Here is a 22,017-nt window from a genome sequence, read left to right as displayed (position 1 = left end):
GGGGCAATAGTATAATAGGAGAGCTTTTAATTGATTCACGAGGAGGGATGCGAATTGTTGACCATATTTCTTGTGGATGACGAAACGATTGAGCTGGACCTGATGGAGAATCACATCGACTGGGCAAGCATGGGCATTCAAGTTGTTGGCACAGCAAGGAATGGCAGGAAAGCCTGGGAGCAGATTCAGCGTCTGCAGCCGGATATTGTGCTGACGGATGTCAGGATGCCGGTTATGGACGGGCTCCGTCTGGCTACCTTGATCCAGGAGAAGCTGGGTTGGATTCAGCTTGTTTTTCTAAGCGGGCATGATGAATTTACCTATGTGAAGTCTGCGATTGAGTCCGGCGCGGTCGGGTATCTTCTGAAGCCGATTGACCGGAAGGAGCTGTTTGCCGTCATGGACAGGAGCAGACAGGAGGTGGAGAAAATAAAGCTGCTCCGCCGCTCCCGGCGGCTGCTTGCCGCACAGCAGCTGTCGGAGGTGTTGACCGCCGGGGACAGCGAAATCCGGGAGCAGGCCTGGCGTGCGCTGTCCGGCATGGATGCGGAATATCGGGACCGGATTTATGTAACCGCTCTTATCAGCCTGGACGGCTACCCCCTTTACCCGGAAGCTCCTGCGCCGCTGCAGAAAGCGGTCAGTATGGCGGACCAGACTATTCAATCGCTGTTGGACAGCCGCCAGATGGGAGGAATGGCAGTCAGGAAGCAGGAGCATGAATGGCTGCTGATCATCAAATATAGGGAAGGTGTGAATGATGAACCATTCTGGCAGGACATGTCGTCCGCCATTCGCGGGGCACTGGATTGGACGGTGACCATCGGCATTTGTGAAACGGCAGCCCCGCTGAATCAGGGTTACCGCATGTTCAAGGAAGCGGAGAAAGCGGCGGGAGAACGGTTCTATCGGGGGTATGGCGGCATTATCCGTGCCGGTCAGGTTCAGAGTGGGCTTGATGCGGATATGGATATCGAAGATGAGCCGAGTCTGCAAAAGATGAATCTCGCTGACGGAGAGCCGCTGCGGGAGGACATCGGTCAATATTTTGACAGGATAGCCAGAGTGCGTCTGAGCAAAAACGGGGTTCTCCGCGCCGCTGCGGCTCTGCTCGACAAGATTGCCGGGGAGCTCGCCAAATATGGGGCAGCAGCCGGCCTGGAGGTTGGCGATTTGAACAGCTGGAACCAACGGGTCAGGAATATGGACACCATTAATGGGATTAAGGAGTTTATCCAGGGGCTGACCGGCAGAATCGCCGGGTACCTTGCTGACAGGCAGCAGGACCGGCATGCGCTGCTGGTGCAGGAAGTGGTGCATGTGATCGAAACGGAATATTTCGAATCGCTGACGATCGAATATTTGGCGGGCAAGGTGTATCTGTCCCCCAACTATTTGAGAGTGCTGTTCAAGGAAAAGAAGGGATGCACGATCCATGAATATTTGACCCGGATCCGGCTTCAGAAGGCGGTGGAGCTGCTGGGGGACAAAACGCTGAGGATTCATGATGTCGCCCGCAAAGTCGGCTATGACAATACATCGTATTTTTGTTCGTTTTTCTATAAAACGCAAGGGGTCACACCGAATGAATATCGTAAAAAGTTTCTATAGGCTTGCATCCACCCTGTACCTGAGCCTGGTTAACAAACGCTTCAGAAGCAAGCTGTTTCTCGTCTTTCTTCTTGTTACGATCGTGCCGATTTCCTTTTTTGTGATCTATTCCTATCTCACGATCAAGGAGCAGCTGGTTCATCAGGCGGTTGAGAACGTAGGAAGCACCATTGACCAGATCAACAATAATATCGAAAACAAGCTTGATCTGTACTACCAGATATCCACCTTAATTTATATGGACACCGATCTGCGCAATTATTTGCTTTACCGGTATAAAAAGAACGATTTATCCTATCTGGACGCCTACGATTATATCAACAAGCTGCTGTACAAGGTCATGGCCATGAATCCGAGTCTCAAATCAATCACCATCTACACGGACAATGAAACCCTTCATTCCGACGGTTATTTCATCAAGCATATGGATGAGCTTCCGGGGACGCTGACGATGCAGACGATGCAGGCGGAGGGGCGGATTACCAACTTCTACCCCGATCAGAAATCAGCCAAGGAAAGAGTCGTCACTCTGGCGCGCTCCCTGAATTACTTGAGCCTGAATTTCCCTTACGGCATCCTCACGATGGAGATTACAGAGCGGGAATTCTTCTCGCTTATCGAGAAGGAGAACAAGAACAAAACGATCTTTGTGGCCGATGAACAAGGCAATTTGATTACCACGAATACCAAGCCATCGAAGATCCTGAACATCGCGGAAGTGATCCCCCAAGCGCTGTCCCGTACAGCAAGCAGCACCCTGAATAGTGAAATTAGCGGCGGCAAAAAGGCCATGGTTATTCAAAAACCGCTGATGAACGGGTGGAGGACGGTTGTCCTGCTGCCCTATGACGAGCTGCTGGGGCAGGCCCGGAATGCCTCCCGGAAAATGCTGTACATCTCGCTGGGCTGCATTATTGCCGCTGCTCTCCTGATCTATGGGACCAGCCAGCTCATGACCAAGCGCTTTGAAGCGCTGCTTCACCAAATCCGCAAGGTGGAGCGGGGGAATTTCGATCTGTCCTTCCGGTCCATGGGCCATGACGAGGTCGGACAACTGTCTTTTGCCTTGAACAAAATGGCCATGACCATACAGGATTTGATCAATGACGTCTACAAGAAGGAAATTGCGCAGAAGGAAGCGGAGATGGACAGCCTCCAGGCGCAGATTACCCCCCATTTTCTCTATAACACACTAGCTTCCATATCGGCGCTCGCGGTTACCAACAATAATATGCAGGGGCATCTCATGGCGGATGATCTGGCCAAGTTCTACCGGATCTCGCTCAACAAAGGAAAGAAGCGGATTACGATCGAACAGGAAATTATGCTTACCCGGCATTATCTGTCTATTCAGAAGACCCGGTTCGAGGGCTTGTTCACGGTCCATTATTTGCTGGATGAATCACTCCTGCGTTTTACCACGGTCAAATTAATTTTGCAGCCTTTTATCGAGAACTGCATCAATCATGCGATTTGGGATGATGAGTCCGGCATTACAATCATTATCAGACTGATGCCCGACGGAGATGATCTGGTATTCTCTGTTATCGACGATGGTATGGGCATGCCTGCGCACGTACTGGAGAGGCTCGCGCAGAAAACCGATCAGCCCGCGGGCTACGGTATATATAATGTGGATAAAAGAATCAAGCTTGCCTACGGGGAGCGCTATGGCGTGGACATCTACAGCAGGCTCGGGATTGGCACCGCGGTGAGCATTCGCCTGCCGAAGACAGTCACGTTTACATGAAAGGCGTTTTCCGTTACGTTTCATCACTTTGTTATATAGAAAGCGGAGGATCCGCTGTCTACAATTAAGCTAAGTTATAGCGCAATTCATGATGGGCCAGGGATACTGCCCATGGGAAAATTGAAATCGCTATCATATCTTAAGGGGGAACTGATCAGCAATGAAGAAGAAAGAGTATTACCGGTTGACTGTCATGATTCTTGTATTATTCTCGCTACTGGTAGGATGCGGCAGCAACAGCACGCCGCTTACAGAAGCAACGGATGCGCAGGGCACGAATGAAGAGGAGGCCGGGGCAGGCAAAGATCAACCGGCCGTTACCTTCACGTTCTTCGACCGGAATGTCGGAGATGCGTTCGATAATCCGGTCGCCCAGGAAATTACGAAGAAAACCGGCGTTTCCCTGGAAATTCAGCAGCCGACCGGCAATCCTGCGGAGAAGCTGAACCTGATGCTGGCGAGCAATGATCTGCCGGACCTCATGTCGATTGCGCGCGGCGATGTGCTCGACAAATATATTGTGGCCGGCGCCCTTGTTCCGCTGGACGATCTTATTGAAAAGTATGGACCCAACATTAAGAAAATGTACGGCGACATGCTCAACAAGACCCGGCATACCGATGGTAAAAACTATTATCTGGCTAACTGGTACGGACTTGAGCAGTATCCGGTATTCGGTTTTCTGATGAGAATGGATGTGATGAAGGAGCTTGGAGCCGGAGCCAAGGCCGACAACGGGGAGCCCTTCACCACGGAAGAGTTCGTGGACCTGCTCAGGAAATTCAAGGAAAAATACCCGAATGTGAATGGCAAGCCATCAACGGTTATGACCTTGAATGGGGAGAATATGGGAGCTATCACCGGAACCTTTAAGGGAATGTTCGGGATTATGCCGTTTTATGAAACCGATGGCCAGCTCAAAAGCGATGTGAAGGACCCGAAATACCTGGACATGATTAAATTTATGAATTCCTTGTACAGGGAGGGCTTGATCGATACCGAATGGGCGACAAACAAGACGCAGCAGTACGAACAGAAATTGTCCTCGGGCGCCGTGTTTGCGACAGCCGACGCATTCTGGAATCTGGGCAAGCCCAACACGATATTGAAGGAGGAAGCAGCAGATCCGTCCAAAGCGGAAGAGAGCCAGTTCTATCCGTATAAAGTGGTTGCTCCGGGCGTAGATCCCGCCAAAACAACCTACGGACCCAAAAACTCGCTTGGCTGGGATGGCATTGCTATTTCCAAAAGCAATAAAGATCCCGTCAGCGCCATCAAGTTCCTGGATTATTTGGCAAGCGAAGAAGGCCAGTACCTGTTGATGTGGGGAGTGGAGGGCACGCATTGGGATATGAAGGACGGCAAGCATGTGCCAAGACCCGAGGTTCTGGAAGGCTTCAAGAAGGATTGGGCCGGATATTCGACGGATACCGGAATCCGGAAGTGGACATGGGCAATCAAGAATGGTCCGGGCGAGGATGGAACGCCGTATGACCTGATTGGCCGTTACGAGACGGATGCTGTAGCAAAGCTGGCAATCAAGAACCTGGCTGACACTTCGTTCGACACCGCCCTGTACGACAATCTGGGTCCGAGCGGCGGCACGCCGGAGGTGATCAAGCAGCAGAAGGTGAACGAAACCGTCTCGAAGTATTTCCCGAGAATGGTGATGGCTCCTTCCGAAGCGGAGGCAGCGTCCCTGTACGACAAAATGATGAAAGAGCTGGAGACGGCGGGGCTGTCGGCCATTGAGAAGATATACACGGATAATTACAACAAGCGTAAAGAGCTGTGGAAATAATCTGAAATTAGAGATGTAATGATTTCAATAAAATCCTGGAGGGTACTCATGCATAGAATGGGTCTGGTCAAAGCAATTGTGGTCGTCCTGCTATTTGTGACAGGAATTACGATGATGCCTGAAGTCAATTTGGCCAAGTCCAAAATGGCAATCGAGCAGAAGAATGAAATTGTAAAAGCAACAAACGGGCAATACACGCTCACCTATGACTTGTCGACTGGCCTTGGGAATGTGGCTTGGGGAGACAGGACAATCATACGGGATTTCAACTCCAATTATCAGCTCACAGGCAAAGAGACCAGAATCCGCTCCAGCGATCCGGGCAAACGCACAGCCGAGTGGGGGAAGATTCCAAACGACGGCTACGGCCGGAATGGCATGAAATTAACGCTCCGCAACGCGCTGGATTCCGGTTCCGCAATCGCGCTGACGGTTTATCTCTATCCGGATAGCTCCTATTTTCTGACCGATATGAATGTAACGGGTCCGGCTGCCCAGAGCATTGATATTCTAGAGCCTGTGTCTTCCTCCTACCTGGATATTGGAGCGGGGATGGATAAGCGCATATTTACCACTCCATATACGAATAACTTTGATTTTGGAGTAGCGCCGGTTAATGATTTCGGCGGCAGCCAGAACGGCGCAGACCGCTTCGAGGGTGAGCAGCTGAAGTGGGAACCCTTCAACGGGGTCAGTCACTGGGTATCCGCTGTTTTCGACAATAATGCCAAACAGGGATTTATCGGTGGCGCAGCGACCGTCAAGAATTGGAAAAGCAGTCAGCGCCTCGGGCAGGCAGCGGCAGCAAACGGACCGCTCACCTCTTACAGCCTCTATAATTGGGGCGGCTCTCAAAGCGGAGAAATTGTTTCCTCGGACCGATTCTTTCTGGGCTTTTACGGTGATTATCAAGCCGGCTTGGAAGAATACGGAACCGTATATGATATCGGAGAGCCTCGCATGAAATGGAACGGCGATGTGCCGATGGGATATAACACCTATTATTCCCACTATAATTATGCATCTGCGGAAGCATTGGAAGGTATGGTGGATTATATGGCGGAGCATCTGAAGCCGCTCGGTTATGAATATTTTAATCTGGACGGGGGGTTCCAGCCTTCCTCCGAGGTTCCTTTCGATGAAGGGATGCAGCAGTTTGCCGATTATGTGCACAGCAAAGGGCTCAAGGTAGGCGGCTATCAGACGCCGTTCACCATTTATGACGCCTGGCTGGATTTGCCCGTTGAAGGGACCTCGTATACTCACCGGGATATTTGCCTCAGGGATGAGAACGGGCAGCTGATCAGAACCTATCTGGGCACATATGCGATGGATGTTTCGCATCCTGCCGCTCAAACGGCAATACGTAATGCCATTCAGAAATATATCGATTGGGGCTTCGACTACCTCAAGCTGGATTTTATCGATATGGGTATGTATGAAGGTCAACATTATGACAAAACGGTAAATGGCGTTCAGGCTTACCGGATCGGTATGGGGATAATTCGTGATACCGTCCTCGCGGCCAAACGGCCCATCTACATCAATGAGTCCATTGCTCCATTGCTTCCTGCGGCGTTCGCACATGGAAGAAGGTCTGCTTGCGATACGACGATCGGCGTCGATGGTTATTCAGGAATTGAACGCCAGGCGTTCAACACGGCCGCTTCCTGGTGGACCAACGGAACGCTTTATGAGTATAACGATCCCGATATGATCATTCCGGAGAACTTTGCCCAAGGCTTCTGGAATAAGTATGGCCAGAATGACGGGAAGCTGCTGGCGACGACTGTTGCGCTTGGCGGCGGGCATTGGCTGATTGGCGATAATATTCCCTTTCTGTCGGAAGAGCGATTGGGTATTCTGGAGAATAAGGAGCTTTTGAGGATTGTGGGCAAAGGTCAAGCGGCCAAGCCGGTTAAGATGACCAATGTGTATCATAAAGGAGAGCATTCGCCATCGGCTGTTTATGTGAAGGATGACCGGGGTGGCATCCTTGTCGGTCTATCCAATTGGAACAGTAAGGAAGAGGCGCAAATCCAGGTTGATTTTGCCGATCTGGGCCTGCGAGGGAATGAGAAATATACGTTAAACGAGGTCTATTCCGGAAGAACGCTGGGCAAGGCGTCCGGGAAGCTCTCTTACACGCTTCCGCCTGGAGGTACGGCGATTATTAGAATGGAGAAAGGCGGATCTGGCAGGGACGAAGATGGCGCGCCTGTGAATCTTGCTTTGGGCAAACAGGTCAACGTGTCCTCTACCTGGAGTGATGCGGGATATGAAGCGGCTAATATGACCGACGGACAAGTGTCGACGAGATGGAGCGCCGCCGACGGGCATAAGAACGATGAATGGTCAGAGGTCGATTTTGGCAGGGCAACTTCCCTGAACCAGGTTGTGATCAAGGAATACCGGGATACCAATTTCCAGATTGCTAATTACGCATTGCAGTACTGGGACGGCGAGAAGTACGTTGATCTGACGAAAGGCTATACGGTCGGTGATAATAAGGTGATTACTTTCAAGACCGTATCCACAAGCAAACTTAGATTGTACATGACGACCAGTTACATTATCCCGTCGATTAATGAAATTGAAGCCTATTACATCAAAGGAGGCAGCGGCTCTGTCATTGATCAGGACAACAGCAATGCGGGATATCAGAGTTATTCGGACGTCCGTGCCGGTATTCAGCGGATGCAGGTGTTCGAGCTGAATAAGAGCGATCTGCCGAAGCTCGATGTATACATTTATGAGAGCTACGTGAATGCCGTTCCGGCGGACGCGTATTACTTCGATATTGTCACCCTGGATGACAACGATAACCCGGAGACGACCCTGTTCTCCGCGTCGCTTCCGGCGTATAACATCCCTGGGAGCGTAAGTCCGTATTCGATCTATCCCAAGCTGGATAATTTGGATACCACAAGGAAATACGGGCTTATCTTGAAATCGCCAAAATCCGTGAACACACCATCCACAGACAACAACTACGGCTTTGCGTACAGCGACGATGATACGTATCCGGATGGATATGAGAAGCTCTCACTGGATGGCGGCCTTACCTGGGCAGCCGAAAATGACGGGAAGCGGGATTTGATCTTTACGCTCTACTCGAACGGTAAAGGCGATTAAGCAGCGTGCTTAAACGTTGTGCAGATTTGTAAGACAAAAGACAGGCGGCGGATGTTGGACATCGGCCGCCTGTCTTTGTTAACTTTTCTTTGACCGGGCAAGCCTCATAAAGAATAGACTTCATTCAACCGCATGAAGAGTTTAAAGTTAATGAAAAAGAATTTTGAGGTGCTTCCAGGCCAGGATCAGAAGAAGTTGTTATTGTGCATATTATTATGTGAGGCAGGTTCAGCTCGCAATAGAGGAATTGGTAGAACCGTTAGAGAATAAGAAATCTGGTCCGCATTGGCGACACCCGGTTAATTGCCCTGCACGGGGTTCGTCCCCTGGGACAACATTTTGGACGATGCTTGAGTTAAATCATAAATTAGAATACGGGGGAAGGTGAACAAGAAGATGATTCCGTCAAGGCGCATGCTGCATATTGTGAATGGAGATGCCACAGCGGATAAACTGAAACAGGGTGTCGTGCAGGGAGATATCCTCGTATGGCGGGAGTTGTATACGTTTGGACCCGTGTTCCGCGATATGAGCGAACGCCGGAACCGGACGGAGCGTGCCGGATATTTGGAACGGACGCTGGGAATCCCTCGGGAGGAATATATCCGGAGCAGCGAGGAGCAGGAGGCGGCTTTGCAGGAATTCCACAGATATGATGAGGTGATCCTGTGGTTCGAGCACGATCTGTTCGACCAGACGATGCTTGGCTGCTTGCTGCATTGGTTCACCCGGCAGGCGCAGGCAGCAACGAAAATCAGTTTACTGTGCGTCGGCTCATATCCGGGTATTGAGGTGTTCCGGGGACTCGGGCAGCTGTCGCCTTCCCAATTAGCAGCCTTATCGGGCACATGGCAGCCGGTCGGACCAAGGGAGCTGGAGCTGGGCAGCCGGTTATGGGAAGCTTACGCTTCGCCGGAGCTTGCTGAACATACCCGGTTTCTGGAGGAGGATACGTCTGCACTGCCTTTCTCCCGGGCAGCGTTCGAGGCACATTTGTCCAGGCTGCCATCTGCCGGCAACGGGCTTGGAATTGTGGAGCAAACCACGTTGGAATATATCGAAAAGGGAATCCATTCCCCATATGAGCTGTTTCGCGAGGTCGGCGATAGATTGAATTCTCTCGGGATGGGCGATCTGGAATACTGGCATCGCCTTGCGGTTATGGCGGAGGAGCCTGGCCCCCTGCTGCATGTAGAAGGGAAGGCGGTATTTCCAAAATACCGGCAGGAGAATCCGGATTTTGGTGAATGTGTGCTGCTGCTGACGGAATTGGGGCGGCTTGTACGGGCTGGTGAACAGCATTGGTCTTCGCCGGGAGACGAGTGGTATGGCGGTCTGCATCTGCAGAGGAATTCACTCTTGTGACTGCGGGATATTAGAGAAGCAGAACCGGATTCAAATAAACAAGCAGCCGGAACCTCAGAAACAGGTTCCGGCTGCTTGTCTTTCACCTTTTTACGAGATCGTAACCTGTGATGGATTTGGGCTCCAGGCACTCTTCCAGTCCGTACACGCCATATTCCCTGCCGATCCCGGATTGCTTGGAGCCGCCGAACGGAGCCTTCATCTCGGGGCCGGCTCCATTGATCATGACGATGCCTGATGAAATCCGGGAAGCGATTTGATTGGCTTTATCCAGGCTGGAGGAGCTGATATAAGCCGCCAGTCCATAACTGGTATCATTGGCCATTTCTATCGCTTCTTCTTCGGTTGTATACGTTAAAATAGAAAGCACCGGTCCGAATATTTCCTCTCTGGCAATGGTCATGTCCATGGTGACATTAGCAAAAACAGTCGGTTTTACAAAGTAACCCTGCTCAAGCCCCTCCGGATGCCCTTCGCCGCCGATGACAAGTTCCGCTCCTTCTTCCATGCCAAGCTTGATATACCGCTGCACATTGTTGTACTGCTTCCCGGTTACCATAGGACCGATTACCGTATCCTTCTGCCGGGGGTCGCCTACCTTGACCGCTTCAACAGCCGCCTTGGCGAGCAGTTTCACTTCCTCAACACGATGCTTTGGCACAATCAACCGGGAGCCGGCAATACAGGATTGTCCGCTGTTGCCGTAAGCGATCTTGACGGCAAGCGGAACGGCTTTGTTGAAATCAGCGTCGTCCAGGATGATATTCGGCGATTTGCCGCCCAGCTCCAGCGTCAATCTTTTCATCGAATCGACGACGCCATGCCGAATGATTTTCCCGACATTGGTGGACCCTGTGAAAGAGATCATCGCAATATCCGGATGGCGGGTTAATTCTGCTCCCACCACATCGCCTGTTCCGTTAATGATATTAATGACACCGGCCGGAATATCCGCTTGGTCCAAAGCTTCCATTAACAGCTGTGTCTGAATCGCGCTAAGCTCGCTCGGCTTAATGACCACTGTGCAGCCGGCAGCGATCGCGGAGGCCAGCTTGGCGGCAATCTGGGAGTAGCTCGCATTCCATGGCGTAATGATGCCGATGACGCCAACCGGCTCAAGAACGACCTTCGCCTTGCCCAAATATTGAACAAATTCAAACTCCTCCAGCGCCTCCTTCGTACGAAGAAAATCCGCCGCCGCGAGATTGACTCGTCCGATGGCCGCATTCAGCGGGGCGCCATATTCTTCGATATTGCCTTGAATAAGTGCCTCCGAATTGGCCATTACCGCATCATGCAATCTCTGCAGCATCTGACCGCGTTCTTCCACGCTTGTTCTTGAAAAGCTCTTAAAGGCCTGCTTCGCAGCTGCAATCGCGTCCTGTGTATCCTTCACATTGCCCAGGGTTACGCGGCCGATCATTTCTTTGGTTGAGGGATTGATGAGGTCCAGTACATCCGTGCCCTGAGGGCTCACGAATTGTCCATTTATATAGAATTGATTGAGTGTTTTCATTTGATCATGCTCCTTATGCTTGATTCTTATTGTTTGGATGGAGTGCCTGCCGTATCCATAATAATTAATTTTCTAATGAAGCTGCCGGCTGCCGGACCCGTCTTGCTCTTACGAGCAGCAGGGAAACGATCATGGATACGCCCATTGCGGCTGCCAACAGCATGAACGTTTCTCTGGTCGAAGAAAGATGGAACAGCGATTGAACGCCTTTCATGAACAGCGGACACATAAACTGGAGAAAATAATTGCAGGCCAGCAGTATGGAAAAAGCGCTCGTCATCCGCTCTTTGGGCACAATCTCGGCTGTCTTGTTGAACATCATCGGGAAGAACAATCCTTCCGCAAAGCCGATCAATAATACCGCCATCCCCGCCGCCAACACGGAATGCGCCAGGCTTTCCACCAGGAAGCCAAGCCCAAATACGACAAAAGCGAACGGGACAAGGATTCGCCCTAACAGCTGGGTCAGAGAAGTGATGGCAAGTCCCGCGGCAAAGGTTCCGATTAGGGAAAGCGCGGATAAATATCCGACCGTCGATGCAGTTCCGATCCCGTTCTCAGCCAGGTACAGCGACAAGCTGGTCGGAATGGTGAAGTACAGCATAATGTGAAGTCCGCTGCCCAGCGCAATGGCGTAGAACAGACGCGGAAGCTTCACCGCAGGCCGGCCGCTGCTCTGTGCGGGCTTCTGAACCGGAGGGAATTTGGGAATGAACAGCAGCACCAGAATAAGGAGCAGAACGGCATAGGAATAGCTAAAAAAAACGCTTCTCCATCCATACGCTGCGATGAAGCCGCCGATCGTAAGAAAGATCGCGCCACCGATTCCGTTCACCGCCGTAACCAATCCGTTCATTCTGGAACGTTCCTTGCCCTGAAAATTCTCGGCAATCAAGGCATTGAACGTCGGAGAGATCAATCCGATGCTCAGACCAAGAAGCGCCCGGAAGACCAGAATGCCGGTGATGGAATTCAGGAAGGCCGGTCCCACACCGCCAATGAGATACAGGATCAGGCCAACTATAAGGATGTTTTTCCTGGAAAACCTTCTGGATAAATAACCGGCCATGAATAAGGTCGGCAAGATAAATAAGGAAGACAACGTGACGACCCACTGGATGAGCAGCGCGCTGGTATCCGGAAAATCAACCTTGAGCAGTTTGATCGCCGGTGCCGCGAGCATGGGCGCGAACGCTGCCGTTATGGACAAGCTGAGCAAAGCCATTCGGGTGCTTAGTTTCACTTTTATCCTTCTTTCCATGATTTTGTTTTCTCATGATGCAGCCAGTAACCGGGCTCTCATTATCCCGCCATGAATAATCACCCCTCAGCGTTGAACTTCGTAATGAGGATAACATCATTTTATAATAAAGTAAACAAAAAGAATCTAAATTGTCTATTATGTAATTGTTGTATATACTACAGGAGGGGATTGTGTATAATATAAGGATAGGAATCAGAGGAGGATAAAACAAATATGGATGAAACGGAAAATCATCAAAGTAAAACGAGGACCAAAATGCTGAAGAAGCTGAATGCGGTCATTGTCAAAGAGGGCTTTCAACAGTTAAAGATGGATGATATTGCGAAAAGCATGGATGTAAGCCGGGCCACCATGTACAAATATTTTTCTTCCAAAGAGGAAGTCATCGAGGGGGTCGTAGGCACTTATGAGGATTATATAAACAAACTGTTGATTCCGGCTTCCGAGGTTGCGGAGCCGTCGTTCGGCACCCGGTTTCAGCAGCAGTTCGAGCAATCCGTCATGCTGGCCGGTAATATTACGGATGTGTTTCTGAAGGAGCTGCAGGCCATCTACCCCGATCTGTACGATCGTCTTAAGGATGTCATGCATCAGCGCGAACAGAAGATTCTGGAGTTTTATGAGGATGGCATGACGCAGGGGATATTTAACCGGATGAATCCGAAATTTATTTTGCTTCAGGATAATGTGCTGCTTCGGGAAATAATCGATTTCAAATACCTGCTGATCAACCAGGTGTCGCTGCAGCAGGTTCTTCATGACTACTACATGTTCAAGAAAGTTCAATTATTTCAGGCAGACAAATTGTCCATGGCGGATGATTCACAGATCAGCCCGATTATTGATTATATCGTTCAGAAGTTCAACCGTGCTTTTTTCTGACGCTTTACCAGAAGGATGAGGGGGAAATCCAAAATAGACAACCGGATATCCCCATGATATAATCCCCCTTAACCCAAATGAAGGAGGTGAGCCTATGATCAGAAAAAGATTAATGCTGTTTATTTTACTCGCCGCCTTCATCGCTGCCGTCTTTCTAAGTCCGCCCCGGCATGAAGCAACCGCCCATCTGGACAATTCCCCTCAGTTCGAGTGGGCTATGGATACTTATGCCAACGGCGCCATTGAAGCGCCGGCAGTCAAGAATGTTCTCCCCCTGCTTCCGACCATCCCCTTCATGATCATGATGATGGTATTATTCGCTGTCTTTGCCCTCCGCATCGGTCTCAAATCCCACATACGTTCGGCAGTCCCCATTCTTCGGCTTCTCTACATCCTTAACCCCATTAAATTTAAATCCAACTATTTAGCATCCATCCCTGTTCTTCTATAACTATAGAATGAAAGGGAGTATTTGATTTGCGCAAAAATAGAAGATCGTTTGTACCGTTTGGCATGGCGGTATTGTTTTTGTTGACGTTTATGGGCTGGGCAGCCCCCAAGGCGGCGGGAAATATCAAGCTGGGTCTCGATCTGAAAGGCGGCTTCGAAATCCTGTATCAGGTCGAGCCTCTTGACGCCCATCAGAAGGTAACGAAGGAATTGCTGCTGGCAACCGAGCGCATGGTAGAGAAGCGGATCAATATCAGTAAGGTTGCCGAGCCGGAAATCACAATCGAAGGTACGGACCGCATCCGGGCCAGAATAGCCGGGGTCGCAGACCAAACGAAGCTGCGCGAGCTGATCGGCCAGCCGGCATATCTGACGTTCAAGGACGGCCAGGGCCGGATCGTGCTGGATGGCGGCGACTTGGCCCCGAATGGCGCAAGCATCGGGCATGATCAGCTGAACCGTCCCGTGGTCAATGTGAAATTCAACGACCCTGCCAAGCTGAGGACCGTAACGAAGGACAATCTGGGCAAGCCGCTGTCGATTCTATTGGATGACAAAGTCGTCTCCACGGCGGTTGTTCAAGCGGTAATCAGCGGCGGCAGCTCTTCCATTTCAAGTGAGGACCTGGATTCTGCGACGGAGCTGAAGGATCTGCTGAACGCTGGTTCCCTGCCGGCGAAGCTTATCGAGAAGCAGGTCAATTCCGTTTCGGCAAGTCTTGGGGAGGAAGCGCTGCATCGAACGTTATTTGCGGGATATGCGGTTTCCGCGATCATCGTCATCTTCATGCTGATCGTCTACCGCTTGGCCGGAATCATTGCGAACCTTACGCTGCTGCTGTTTGCCTTTATCTGCCTCGTGCTCCTTGATTGGATGAATGCGGCGATGACGCTGTCCGGTATCGCGGGGTTCATACTGGCTGTCGGCATGGCTGTCGATGCCAATATCATTACGTACGAGAGGATCAAGGAAGAGTTAAGAGAGGGCAAAAGTATCCGCTCGGCCAGCCGCAGCGGGGCGAAATCGTCGTTCGCCACCATTCTGGATTCCCACGCCACCACCTTTATCGCCGCGTTGGTTCTGATGATGATCGGCACGAATGCGGTCAAAGGGTTTGCCATCGTTCTCATGATGACGATCCTGGTGAGTCTCGTTACGAATGTATTCGGTTCCCGTCTCCTGCTGTGGCTGCTCCTGAAGGACAATGCGATTAAGCGCACCGAGTGGTTTGGGGTCAGTCTGAAACGGACGGCAGACAAAGCGGTTAAGCCGCTGCCTGATCTCGTGAAGCGAAGAAACTGGTATCTGGGCTTCTCGACTATGGTGCTTATTATAGGCCTTATTGCCATATTGGGCAGAGGGCTTAATCCAGGAGTCGATTTTCAATCGGGGACAAGGCTGGATCTCTATATAGGCAGCCCCTTCCAGACAAGCGATATTGCAGCGGTTATTCACGAGGAAATCCCGTCCGCCACGATGAAGCCGGTCGTAAAATACGGAACGGACGGCCTTGCCGCGACAACCACCTTCAGCAAGCCGATTCCCGCCGGTCAGTTGAACGCGGTAGAGGACAAGCTGCAGGAAAGGTACGGCGCTCAAGTGAGCAAGCAGGAATCTACAGTCGATCCTGTCATTGCCGCCGAGATGGTGAAGAAGGCCTGCTACGCCATACTGATAGCCTCAGCCGGTATCGTATTGTACACGGGACTTCGCTTTCACTACTTATTCGGCATTGCGTGCATTATCGCGCTCGCCCATGATATTTTGATTCCTGTCGCGTTGTTTTCCGCCCTCCGGCTTGAGATCGACCTGACCTTCATAGCGGCGGTTATGACGATTGTCGGCTATTCGCTTAACGATACGATCGTGATTTTCGACCGGATTCGAACGAATATGAAGCAGACGAAGCTCACATCGGCCCGCGAGCTGGAGGAGCTGGTGAACAGGAGCCTGTGGCAGACGATGAGGCGTTCCCTGTATACGGTCCTGACCGTGTTCATCGCCGCTGTCGGTTTGTTATGGCTCGGCGGGGAAAGCATTCACCTGTTCTCGCTTGCGCTTCTATTCGGATTGGTGAGCGGCGCTTACTCGTCCATCTTTATCGCCGCGCAGGTCTGGCTGATCTTGTATAAACGCAGATTTCTTACAGCGGGTTAGCACTGATCCCCCGCGGCGCACCCCGCCGCGGGGGGCTTTTTTGGAGTTTGGAATCAAGCTGCATCTCAAACCGAGGGGCTTTTTCTTTTAATTTTGGTGACAGCTGTTTGGACATTAGCAGCAAATTTTACATACCGCTTGCAGATGACTTTTTCTTCATGCGGACTAAAAAAAAACCAGTATGGGAATGTTGATTACTGGGTGATATATATGATGCGAATCGTGTACGTTCTTGTGTTTTTGGTCGTGGCTTTTTACAAAAGCAATTGGAGGGATTGGAAAAAGTACCAACCCACCATTTTGTTCATGGTTGCATCAAGCTTCTTGGTTCATCTTTTAACCTATAGCTATTTGTTGTGGGACCTCAGCTCTGAATTGGGCAGCCATTTAATTAATGATTTGTTGTTGACTATTTTTGCCTATCCGCCAATGGTGCTGGTTTACCTGACCAATTTTCCATTCAACAAAAAAGTGATAACCAAAGGGATGTACATTATTCTCTGGGTATTTATATATACGGTAATGGAAGCCATTCAATATGGACTGGAGAATATCCGGTATCATCACGGATGGAACCTCTGGAAGTCCATATTGTTTGATTTCGCGTTATTTCCGATGCTGGTTATACATCATATCAGGCCGCTGTTGGCTTACGTTCTATTCCTTGTCGGAACGATCCTGTTTATATTGATTTATGGAATCCCCATTTCCTCGTTTAAATAAGGAAAGCAAGCTTGCTTCCCTGTCTTAATCCCCCCAATTATTCATGCGTATAACAATGAATACTCTTAATCGTTAAAATGAAGCCTGTTTATGCTTCACCTCGCATTATAATTTTCGCAAGCAGTCACAGTGAAGACAAATAAAACCGGTATTTGCGGGCGATAGCCGCGAATACCGGTCATTTTGGAGCAGATGAAATACCCTGGGAAAAATGTTACGGCTTCACAATGTTCGATAACGTATTAAACTCTTCATTGCTCAGCGTGATAGCAGCGGCCGCAATGTTCTCCTCCACATGCGCGACTGTCGAAGTGCCCGGAATAGGCAGCATGACGGGCGAGCGCTTTAGCAGCCAGGCCAGAGCCAACTGGGAAGGAAGGGCATTATGCTGCTTGGCGATAGCATCGAGCGGTCCGCCTTCTCTGGCTAATGCGCCTGTTGCCAGCGGAAACCAAGGGATGAATGCAATGTCGTTTGCCTCTGCGTAGTCCAGTACAGCCTCGGAATCCCGTTTGGCCAGGTTGTACAGATTTTGCACGGAAGCGATTTTGGCGAACTCGCTGGCTGCCTTGATCTGCTCGACGCTCACTTCGCTCAGACCGATGTGGCGGATCTTGCCTTCCTGCTGCAGCAGGGCCAGCTCGCCGATTTGTTCAGCCAATGGAACCTTGGCGTCTATGCGGTGCAATTGAAACAGGTCGATCCGCTCAAGACCCAGATGGCGCAGACTCAGCTCAACCTGCTGCCGCAAATATTCGGGACGCCCTACCGGACGCCAATCGCCGGGGCCTGACCGCGTGAGGCCTGCCTTGGTAGCAATGATTACGCCGTCCGCATAAGGATGAAGGGCTTTCTTGATGAGCATTTCGGAAACGAACGGACCGTAGGAGTCGGCTGTGTCAATGAAATTCACTCCGAGCTCCACAGCGCGCTGAAGAACGCGTACGGCTTCGGCGGGATCCTTCGGATCTCCCCATACTCCTGGGCCGGTTATCTGCATCGCTCCATACCCCAAACGGTTGACCGGCAGATCGCCTCCAATGGCATAGGTGCCGGACGCAGCAGCTGAAACATTCAGATCTGACATGAACCATCCTCCTCAAATTTAAAAATAATAGTACCTATACTTGGTATAGCTTATATAGTCATTTTTTGCAAATTTTTTTCGCGAAAGATCGGGGAAGAGACTCCTGATTTTAGCAAGATTTCTTGCCTGTTTATGTTACACTGTCTAGTAGAAGGGGGTTGAACAGCTGTGGTAAAAATTCGAATCACATCCAGAGGGATCAAAAAAACACTGCAAAAATTTGACTATTTACAAGCGATCGCGGAATATGTCTGGAACGGATTTGACGCGAGGGCGACGATTGTCGAAATTAAAGCCGTATGGAACGCTTTGGGCGGTATGGAGAGATTGATCATATCGGATAACGGAGAGGGCATCGACAGAACCGTTTTGGAACGGAAATTCACGCCTTTCTATGAATCCGAGAAGCAGATCGATCCGAACAACAGGGTGCGGATGAGCTCTGCGATGCATGGCAAGAATGGAATCGGCCGATTGACCTTCCACAGCTTCTGCTCCCAGGCGACATGGAATACGACTTATAAAGCAGGTCCAGTCAATCAGACCTACTCCATTCATATAGCATCTGAAAGTCTGGATTCCTATACGCTGACCGGCAATGCAGAGGGCAAGGCGAAAACAGGAACCTTGGTCACATTCGACCATATCCACAAGGAAATCGACTTGACGGAGTTGAAACAATTTCTGAGCAAGGAGTTCGGCTGGTTTCTTGAGCTTCATGCGGGCAAGAAGTTCGGTATCATCATGGAAACGGGCGAATACCTGGATTATTCCGGCATTATCGGCGCGAAGGAGAATATCGAGCTTGTGCATCCCGCGACCAAAACCAAATTCGCCGTCAAATATATCCGCTGGACAGAGAGAATCAACAACGAATATTCCAGACTCTATTTTCTGGACTCCAGGAAGAGGGAGAAGTACAAGCAGCCCACCAGCTTCAACAATAAAGGGGACTCCTTCTATCACAGCGTCTACATCCAAAGCAAGCTGTTTGACGACTTCGACTTTATGAGCGAAGAACAATACGGGCAGCAGGAGATGGCGTTTGGTTTAAGCCGGAAAAGCGAGGCCTTCCAATATCTGCTGGAGGAAATCAACCATTTGATCAGCGGAAAGCGCAAGCCGTTCCTCAAAAGCCATTCCGATCTGATCATATCCGAACTGATCGCGTCGGATGCATTTCCCGCCTTCAAGGATACGCCGGAGGACAGCGCGCGCCAAGAGGAGCTGAAGCATGTCATTCAAGAGCTTTACAGGGTAGAACCCCGAATCTTCGCCCGCTTGAATCCGGAGCAAAAAAAGGTGATCGTCCATATGTTGAATTTGATTATGGAGACCGCAGACCGAGAGCGGTTCTATCATGTTCTGAATGACATTATTAAATTGGAAGGCCCGGAGCGGCAGGAGCTGGCCGAGCTGTTGAAGTCCAATATCGGTTAATGCTGCAGGAGTCCAACAAGCAGAACCGCCCAGGCAGATCCCGGGCGGCTCTGCTTTTATTTATACCGGGACTTCAGCAGCCGAGAATAATCCATCCTGAACCGAACATTGTGAATTGCCCCGGAGGCCGCTCTATTCTATGGTGTACTTGTAGGACAATGTCAGCAAGCCAAACGACAAATCTATGTCTATCATAATCCAAAATTGAGGTGAAAGCGTTGCCGATATCCGTTCATGAAGGTTTATTTGAAATTCAAACCCGGCAGACCTCCTATGTATTCGGGGTCAACGAGCAGGGAATCCTCCAGCATTTGTATTGGGGAAAGACGATTGCAGCGCAGGAATGCGCTTACCGTCTCCGTTCCAGATCCCACAGCTCGTTTGACGCTCAGGTGGAACGGGAGTACGAGGAATACAGCTTCTGGGGCGGCGTCGGTTATGTCGAGCCGACGCTAAAGGTACGTTTCTCCGATCATGTCAGAGATCTGAAAATGGTATACGAGGGCTATCGCATTGTAACCGATAATGGGGTCGAGGAGCTGATCCTGACCCTGAAGGACGCTCATTACGATCTGCTGGTCCACCTCCATTACAAGGTAATAGCGGAATGGGATATGATCGAACGCTATGCAGAAGCGGTTAATGCCGGCGAAACGGCGATTGTCATCGAAAATATGCAATCGGCGGCGTGGGCGGTCCCTTATTTGCCGCAATACCGGATGACCCATGTTACCGGAAGATGGTCGGGCGAGTATCAGCTCAGAGACACCGTTCTCTCCGAAGGCAAGAAAACGATTGAATCCAGAAGGGGCTTCACGGGCCCGCATGCCAATCCATGGTTCGCTATCGACGACGGCACCGCCACGGAGACGGCAGGCAATGTCTGGTTCGGCGCGCTCGGCTGGAGCGGCAACTGGAAAATAGTCGCGGAGAAGAGCAGCTTCAATCATGTGAGGGTGACGGGCGGCATTAATGATTTTGACAGTGAATGGCTGCTCCAGCCTGGAGAGGCGTTCACAGCGCCGGTGTTCGTTGGCGGGTATACGCCATCGGGCTTCGGGGAGATGAGCCGCAGCTTTCACCGGTATCAGCGGGAATATATTCTGCCTGGAGCCACGACACGCAAGGTGCTGTACAACTCATGGGAAGCGACGACCTTCGATGTGAATGTGGAGGAGCAAATTGAGCTTGCGCAGAAAGCGGCGAAGATGGGCGTCGAGCGCTTTGTCGTCGATGACGGCTGGTTCGGCAAGCGCGACAGCGACCGGGCGGGTCTGGGCGACTGGTATGTTAATCCGCAGAAGTTTCCTGAAGGATTGGGCGCCTTGATTGAGAAGGTCAAGGAGCTGGGAATGGATTTCGGCATCTGGGTGGAGCCCGAGTCCGTCAATCCGGACAGCGAGCTGTACCGGCAGCATCCGGAGTGGGTATACCATTTTCCGACACGGACCGGCTCGCAGCTTCGCAATCAGCTGCTTCTGAATATAGCCAAGCCCGAGGTGAAGCAGTTCATTATCGGTTTCATGACGGAGCTGCTCAGCTCTCATCCGATCTCCTTCATCAAATGGGATATGAACCGGACCATTACGGAGCCGGGACTTCACGGCTTCCCGGCAGGGCAGCAGAAGGAAATCTGGATCAGACATGTGCGAAGCCTGTATGAGATCTGGGCGGAGCTTCGGGAGAAATTCCCTCACGTCGAATTTGAGACCTGCGCCGGAGGCGGGGCCCGGATTGATTTTGGCATGCTGCGATTTGCCGATCAGGCATGGCCGAGCGATAACACCGATGCGTTCGACAGGCTGAGTATTCAGGAGGGTTTCTCCTACGTCTACAGCCCTCAGGTCATGATGTGCTGGGTAACGGATTCGCCTAATGGCATGAACGGCCGCAAGCTTCCGCTCTCCTTCCGGTTCCACAGCGCCATGACAGGCTCGCTTGGCATCGGCGGCAATCTGAAGGAATGGTCGGAGAAGGAAATTGAGGAGGCCGGCGGTCATATCCAGCGGTACAAGGAGATCAGGCATCTCGTTCAAAAAGGCAGGCAGTACCGTCTGGCCTCATTACGCAAGTCCCCGCAAGCGGCTGTACAGTACGTGAGCGACGACCGGACGGAAAGCATTGTTTTTGCATTTCTGCATGCTCAGAATTTCGGCGGACGTCTTCCGGATCTGAAGCTGGATGGCCTTGCGGAGCATAAAATCTACGACATCGAGGGTATCGGCGATGAAGTCCTGCAATTGCACGGGAGCACCTTGATGAATGCGGGCCTTCCGCTTCCCCTGCACGGCGATTTTGACAGCGTGCTGATCTCGCTGAAAGCGCGGGAGTAAGCTTGCAGGAGCCGGCATGTGGTCGACGGATCGCCGTCATGCAAGCGAAACGCCGCGCACTGGGAGCTGCGTGCAGACCGGCGGTAATGGCTGCTGCATTCGGCACTTTCGCAAGGCGCCACACACTGCGTGCTTCGCGTGTTGCATGACAAGCCGATCAGACCATATAGATTGACGCTTAGAGCTGGAAATGGCGCTGCCGCTTTTATCCAGTCTCCCCTTGGTGTGAGCTGAGGGACTGCCCAGGTATAGAGTCAGACAAAATTATATACTTGAAGAAGGTTATTCCGTGCTGGAGCGCATAAACGGTGGATACCTGCCGCTGCAGCACGGTTTTTTCCTGCTGTGGGGGAAATAGGCAGCTGGCGGGGGATGGAAGTCATCTGGAAGAAGGTTATTCCGTGCTGGAGCGCATAAACGGTAGGTACCAGTCGCTGCAGCACGGTTTTTCCCTGCTGTGGGGGAAATAGGCAGATGCCGCGCCGGATCACAGGAGAACGCTG

14 protein-coding genes are annotated in these 22,017 nt (G+C 51.2%); 11 read left to right on the top strand and 3 right to left on the bottom strand.

Annotated features, from left to right (window positions below; translation table 11 throughout):
• The first annotated feature begins 54 nt into the window (after positions 1 to 54).
• From AC0YOA_RS12510 to AC0YOA_RS12490, 5 genes are all read left to right on the top strand, one after another.
• Positions 55 to 1,611: a response regulator transcription factor gene (locus tag AC0YOA_RS12510; protein ID WP_475786838.1), complete on the top strand. Its 1,557-nt coding sequence runs from the start codon at positions 55 to 57 to the stop codon at positions 1,609 to 1,611.
• Positions 1,586 to 3,361: a sensor histidine kinase gene (locus AC0YOA_RS12505; protein WP_475786837.1), complete on the top strand. Its 1,776-nt coding sequence runs from the start codon at positions 1,586 to 1,588 to the stop codon at positions 3,359 to 3,361. The genes AC0YOA_RS12510 and AC0YOA_RS12505 overlap by 26 nt, the downstream gene beginning before the upstream one ends.
• A 160-nt stretch (positions 3,362 to 3,521) precedes the next feature.
• Positions 3,522 to 5,162 (top strand): ABC transporter substrate-binding protein, encoded by a 1,641-nt coding sequence (locus AC0YOA_RS12500; protein ID WP_475786836.1) that lies wholly within the window; start codon positions 3,522 to 3,524, stop codon positions 5,160 to 5,162.
• 48 nt (positions 5,163 to 5,210) lie between these two features.
• Positions 5,211 to 8,297 (top strand): discoidin domain-containing protein, encoded by a 3,087-nt coding sequence (locus AC0YOA_RS12495; protein WP_475786835.1) that lies wholly within the window; start codon positions 5,211 to 5,213, stop codon positions 8,295 to 8,297.
• A gap of 396 nt (positions 8,298 to 8,693) precedes the next feature.
• Entirely contained in the window at positions 8,694 to 9,662 is a 969-nt protein-coding gene (locus tag AC0YOA_RS12490) for a DUF1835 domain-containing protein (RefSeq protein ID WP_475786834.1), read from the top strand.
• 82 nt (positions 9,663 to 9,744) lie between these two features.
• On the opposite strand, the gene AC0YOA_RS12485 is transcribed toward AC0YOA_RS12490, so the two are convergent.
• Both AC0YOA_RS12485 and AC0YOA_RS12480 read right to left on the bottom strand, forming a co-directional pair.
• Positions 9,745 to 11,178, bottom strand: a complete 1,434-nt coding sequence (locus AC0YOA_RS12485; RefSeq protein ID WP_475786833.1) for an aldehyde dehydrogenase family protein — start codon at positions 11,176 to 11,178, stop codon at positions 9,745 to 9,747.
• A gap of 64 nt (positions 11,179 to 11,242) precedes the next feature.
• Positions 11,243 to 12,439, bottom strand: a complete 1,197-nt coding sequence (locus AC0YOA_RS12480; RefSeq protein WP_475786832.1) for an MFS transporter — start codon at positions 12,437 to 12,439, stop codon at positions 11,243 to 11,245.
• Positions 12,440 to 12,655: 216 nt separating this feature from the next.
• Here AC0YOA_RS12480 and AC0YOA_RS12475 point away from each other — a divergent pair, with 216 nt between their 5' ends.
• From AC0YOA_RS12475 to AC0YOA_RS12460, 4 genes are all read left to right on the top strand, one after another.
• Positions 12,656 to 13,324: a TetR/AcrR family transcriptional regulator gene (locus AC0YOA_RS12475; protein WP_475786831.1), complete on the top strand. Its 669-nt coding sequence runs from the start codon at positions 12,656 to 12,658 to the stop codon at positions 13,322 to 13,324.
• 94 nt (positions 13,325 to 13,418) lie between these two features.
• A complete protein-coding gene (locus tag AC0YOA_RS12470) occupies positions 13,419 to 13,775 on the top strand; it encodes a hypothetical protein (protein WP_475786830.1) in 357 nt (118 codons plus the stop codon).
• A gap of 26 nt (positions 13,776 to 13,801) precedes the next feature.
• Positions 13,802 to 15,931: a protein translocase subunit SecD gene (gene secD, locus AC0YOA_RS12465; protein ID WP_475786829.1), complete on the top strand. Its 2,130-nt coding sequence runs from the start codon at positions 13,802 to 13,804 to the stop codon at positions 15,929 to 15,931.
• 144 nt (positions 15,932 to 16,075) lie between these two features.
• Complete coding sequence (locus AC0YOA_RS12460) at positions 16,076 to 16,654, top strand: CBO0543 family protein (RefSeq protein ID WP_475787380.1); 579 nt, start codon at positions 16,076 to 16,078, stop codon at positions 16,652 to 16,654.
• Positions 16,655 to 16,868: 214 nt separating this feature from the next.
• Here AC0YOA_RS12460 and AC0YOA_RS12455 read toward each other — a convergent pair whose 3' ends face one another.
• A complete protein-coding gene (locus AC0YOA_RS12455) occupies positions 16,869 to 17,741 on the bottom strand; it encodes an aldo/keto reductase (protein ID WP_475786828.1) in 873 nt (290 codons plus the stop codon).
• 168 nt (positions 17,742 to 17,909) lie between these two features.
• On the opposite strand from AC0YOA_RS12455, the gene AC0YOA_RS12450 reads away from it, so the two are divergent.
• A complete protein-coding gene (locus tag AC0YOA_RS12450) occupies positions 17,910 to 19,181 on the top strand; it encodes an ATP-binding protein (protein ID WP_475786827.1) in 1,272 nt (423 codons plus the stop codon).
• Between the two features lie 218 nt (positions 19,182 to 19,399).
• Positions 19,400 to 21,514: an alpha-galactosidase gene (locus AC0YOA_RS12445; RefSeq protein ID WP_475786826.1), complete on the top strand. Its 2,115-nt coding sequence runs from the start codon at positions 19,400 to 19,402 to the stop codon at positions 21,512 to 21,514.
• The last annotated feature ends 503 nt before the right edge of the window (positions 21,515 to 22,017 follow it).

Source organism: Paenibacillus sp. JT22N12 (assembly GCF_056269365.1).
Note: the sequence above shows the minus strand (reverse complement) of the source record. Positions and strands in the feature narration are given on the sequence as shown.

Bases quoted from the DNA above. Each gene is read 5' to 3' on its own strand.
- AC0YOA_RS12505 (WP_475786837.1), top strand. From the start codon at position 1,586: ATGAATATCGTAAAAAGTTTCTATAGGCTTGCATCCACCCTGTACCTG.
- AC0YOA_RS12500 (WP_475786836.1), top strand. From the start codon at position 3,522: ATGAAGAAGAAAGAGTATTACCGGTTGACTGTCATGATTCTTGTATTA.
- AC0YOA_RS12495 (WP_475786835.1), top strand. From the start codon at position 5,211: ATGCATAGAATGGGTCTGGTCAAAGCAATTGTGGTCGTCCTGCTATTT.
- AC0YOA_RS12490 (WP_475786834.1), top strand. From the start codon at position 8,694: ATGATTCCGTCAAGGCGCATGCTGCATATTGTGAATGGAGATGCCACA.
- AC0YOA_RS12485 (WP_475786833.1), bottom strand. From the start codon at position 11,178: ATGAAAACACTCAATCAATTCTATATAAATGGACAATTCGTGAGCCCT.
- AC0YOA_RS12480 (WP_475786832.1), bottom strand. From the start codon at position 12,439: ATGGAAAGAAGGATAAAAGTGAAACTAAGCACCCGAATGGCTTTGCTC.
- AC0YOA_RS12475 (WP_475786831.1), top strand. From the start codon at position 12,656: ATGGATGAAACGGAAAATCATCAAAGTAAAACGAGGACCAAAATGCTG.
- AC0YOA_RS12470 (WP_475786830.1), top strand. From the start codon at position 13,419: ATGATCAGAAAAAGATTAATGCTGTTTATTTTACTCGCCGCCTTCATC.
- AC0YOA_RS12460 (WP_475787380.1), top strand. From the start codon at position 16,076: ATGACTTTTTCTTCATGCGGACTAAAAAAAAACCAGTATGGGAATGTT.
- AC0YOA_RS12455 (WP_475786828.1), bottom strand. From the start codon at position 17,741: ATGTCAGATCTGAATGTTTCAGCTGCTGCGTCCGGCACCTATGCCATT.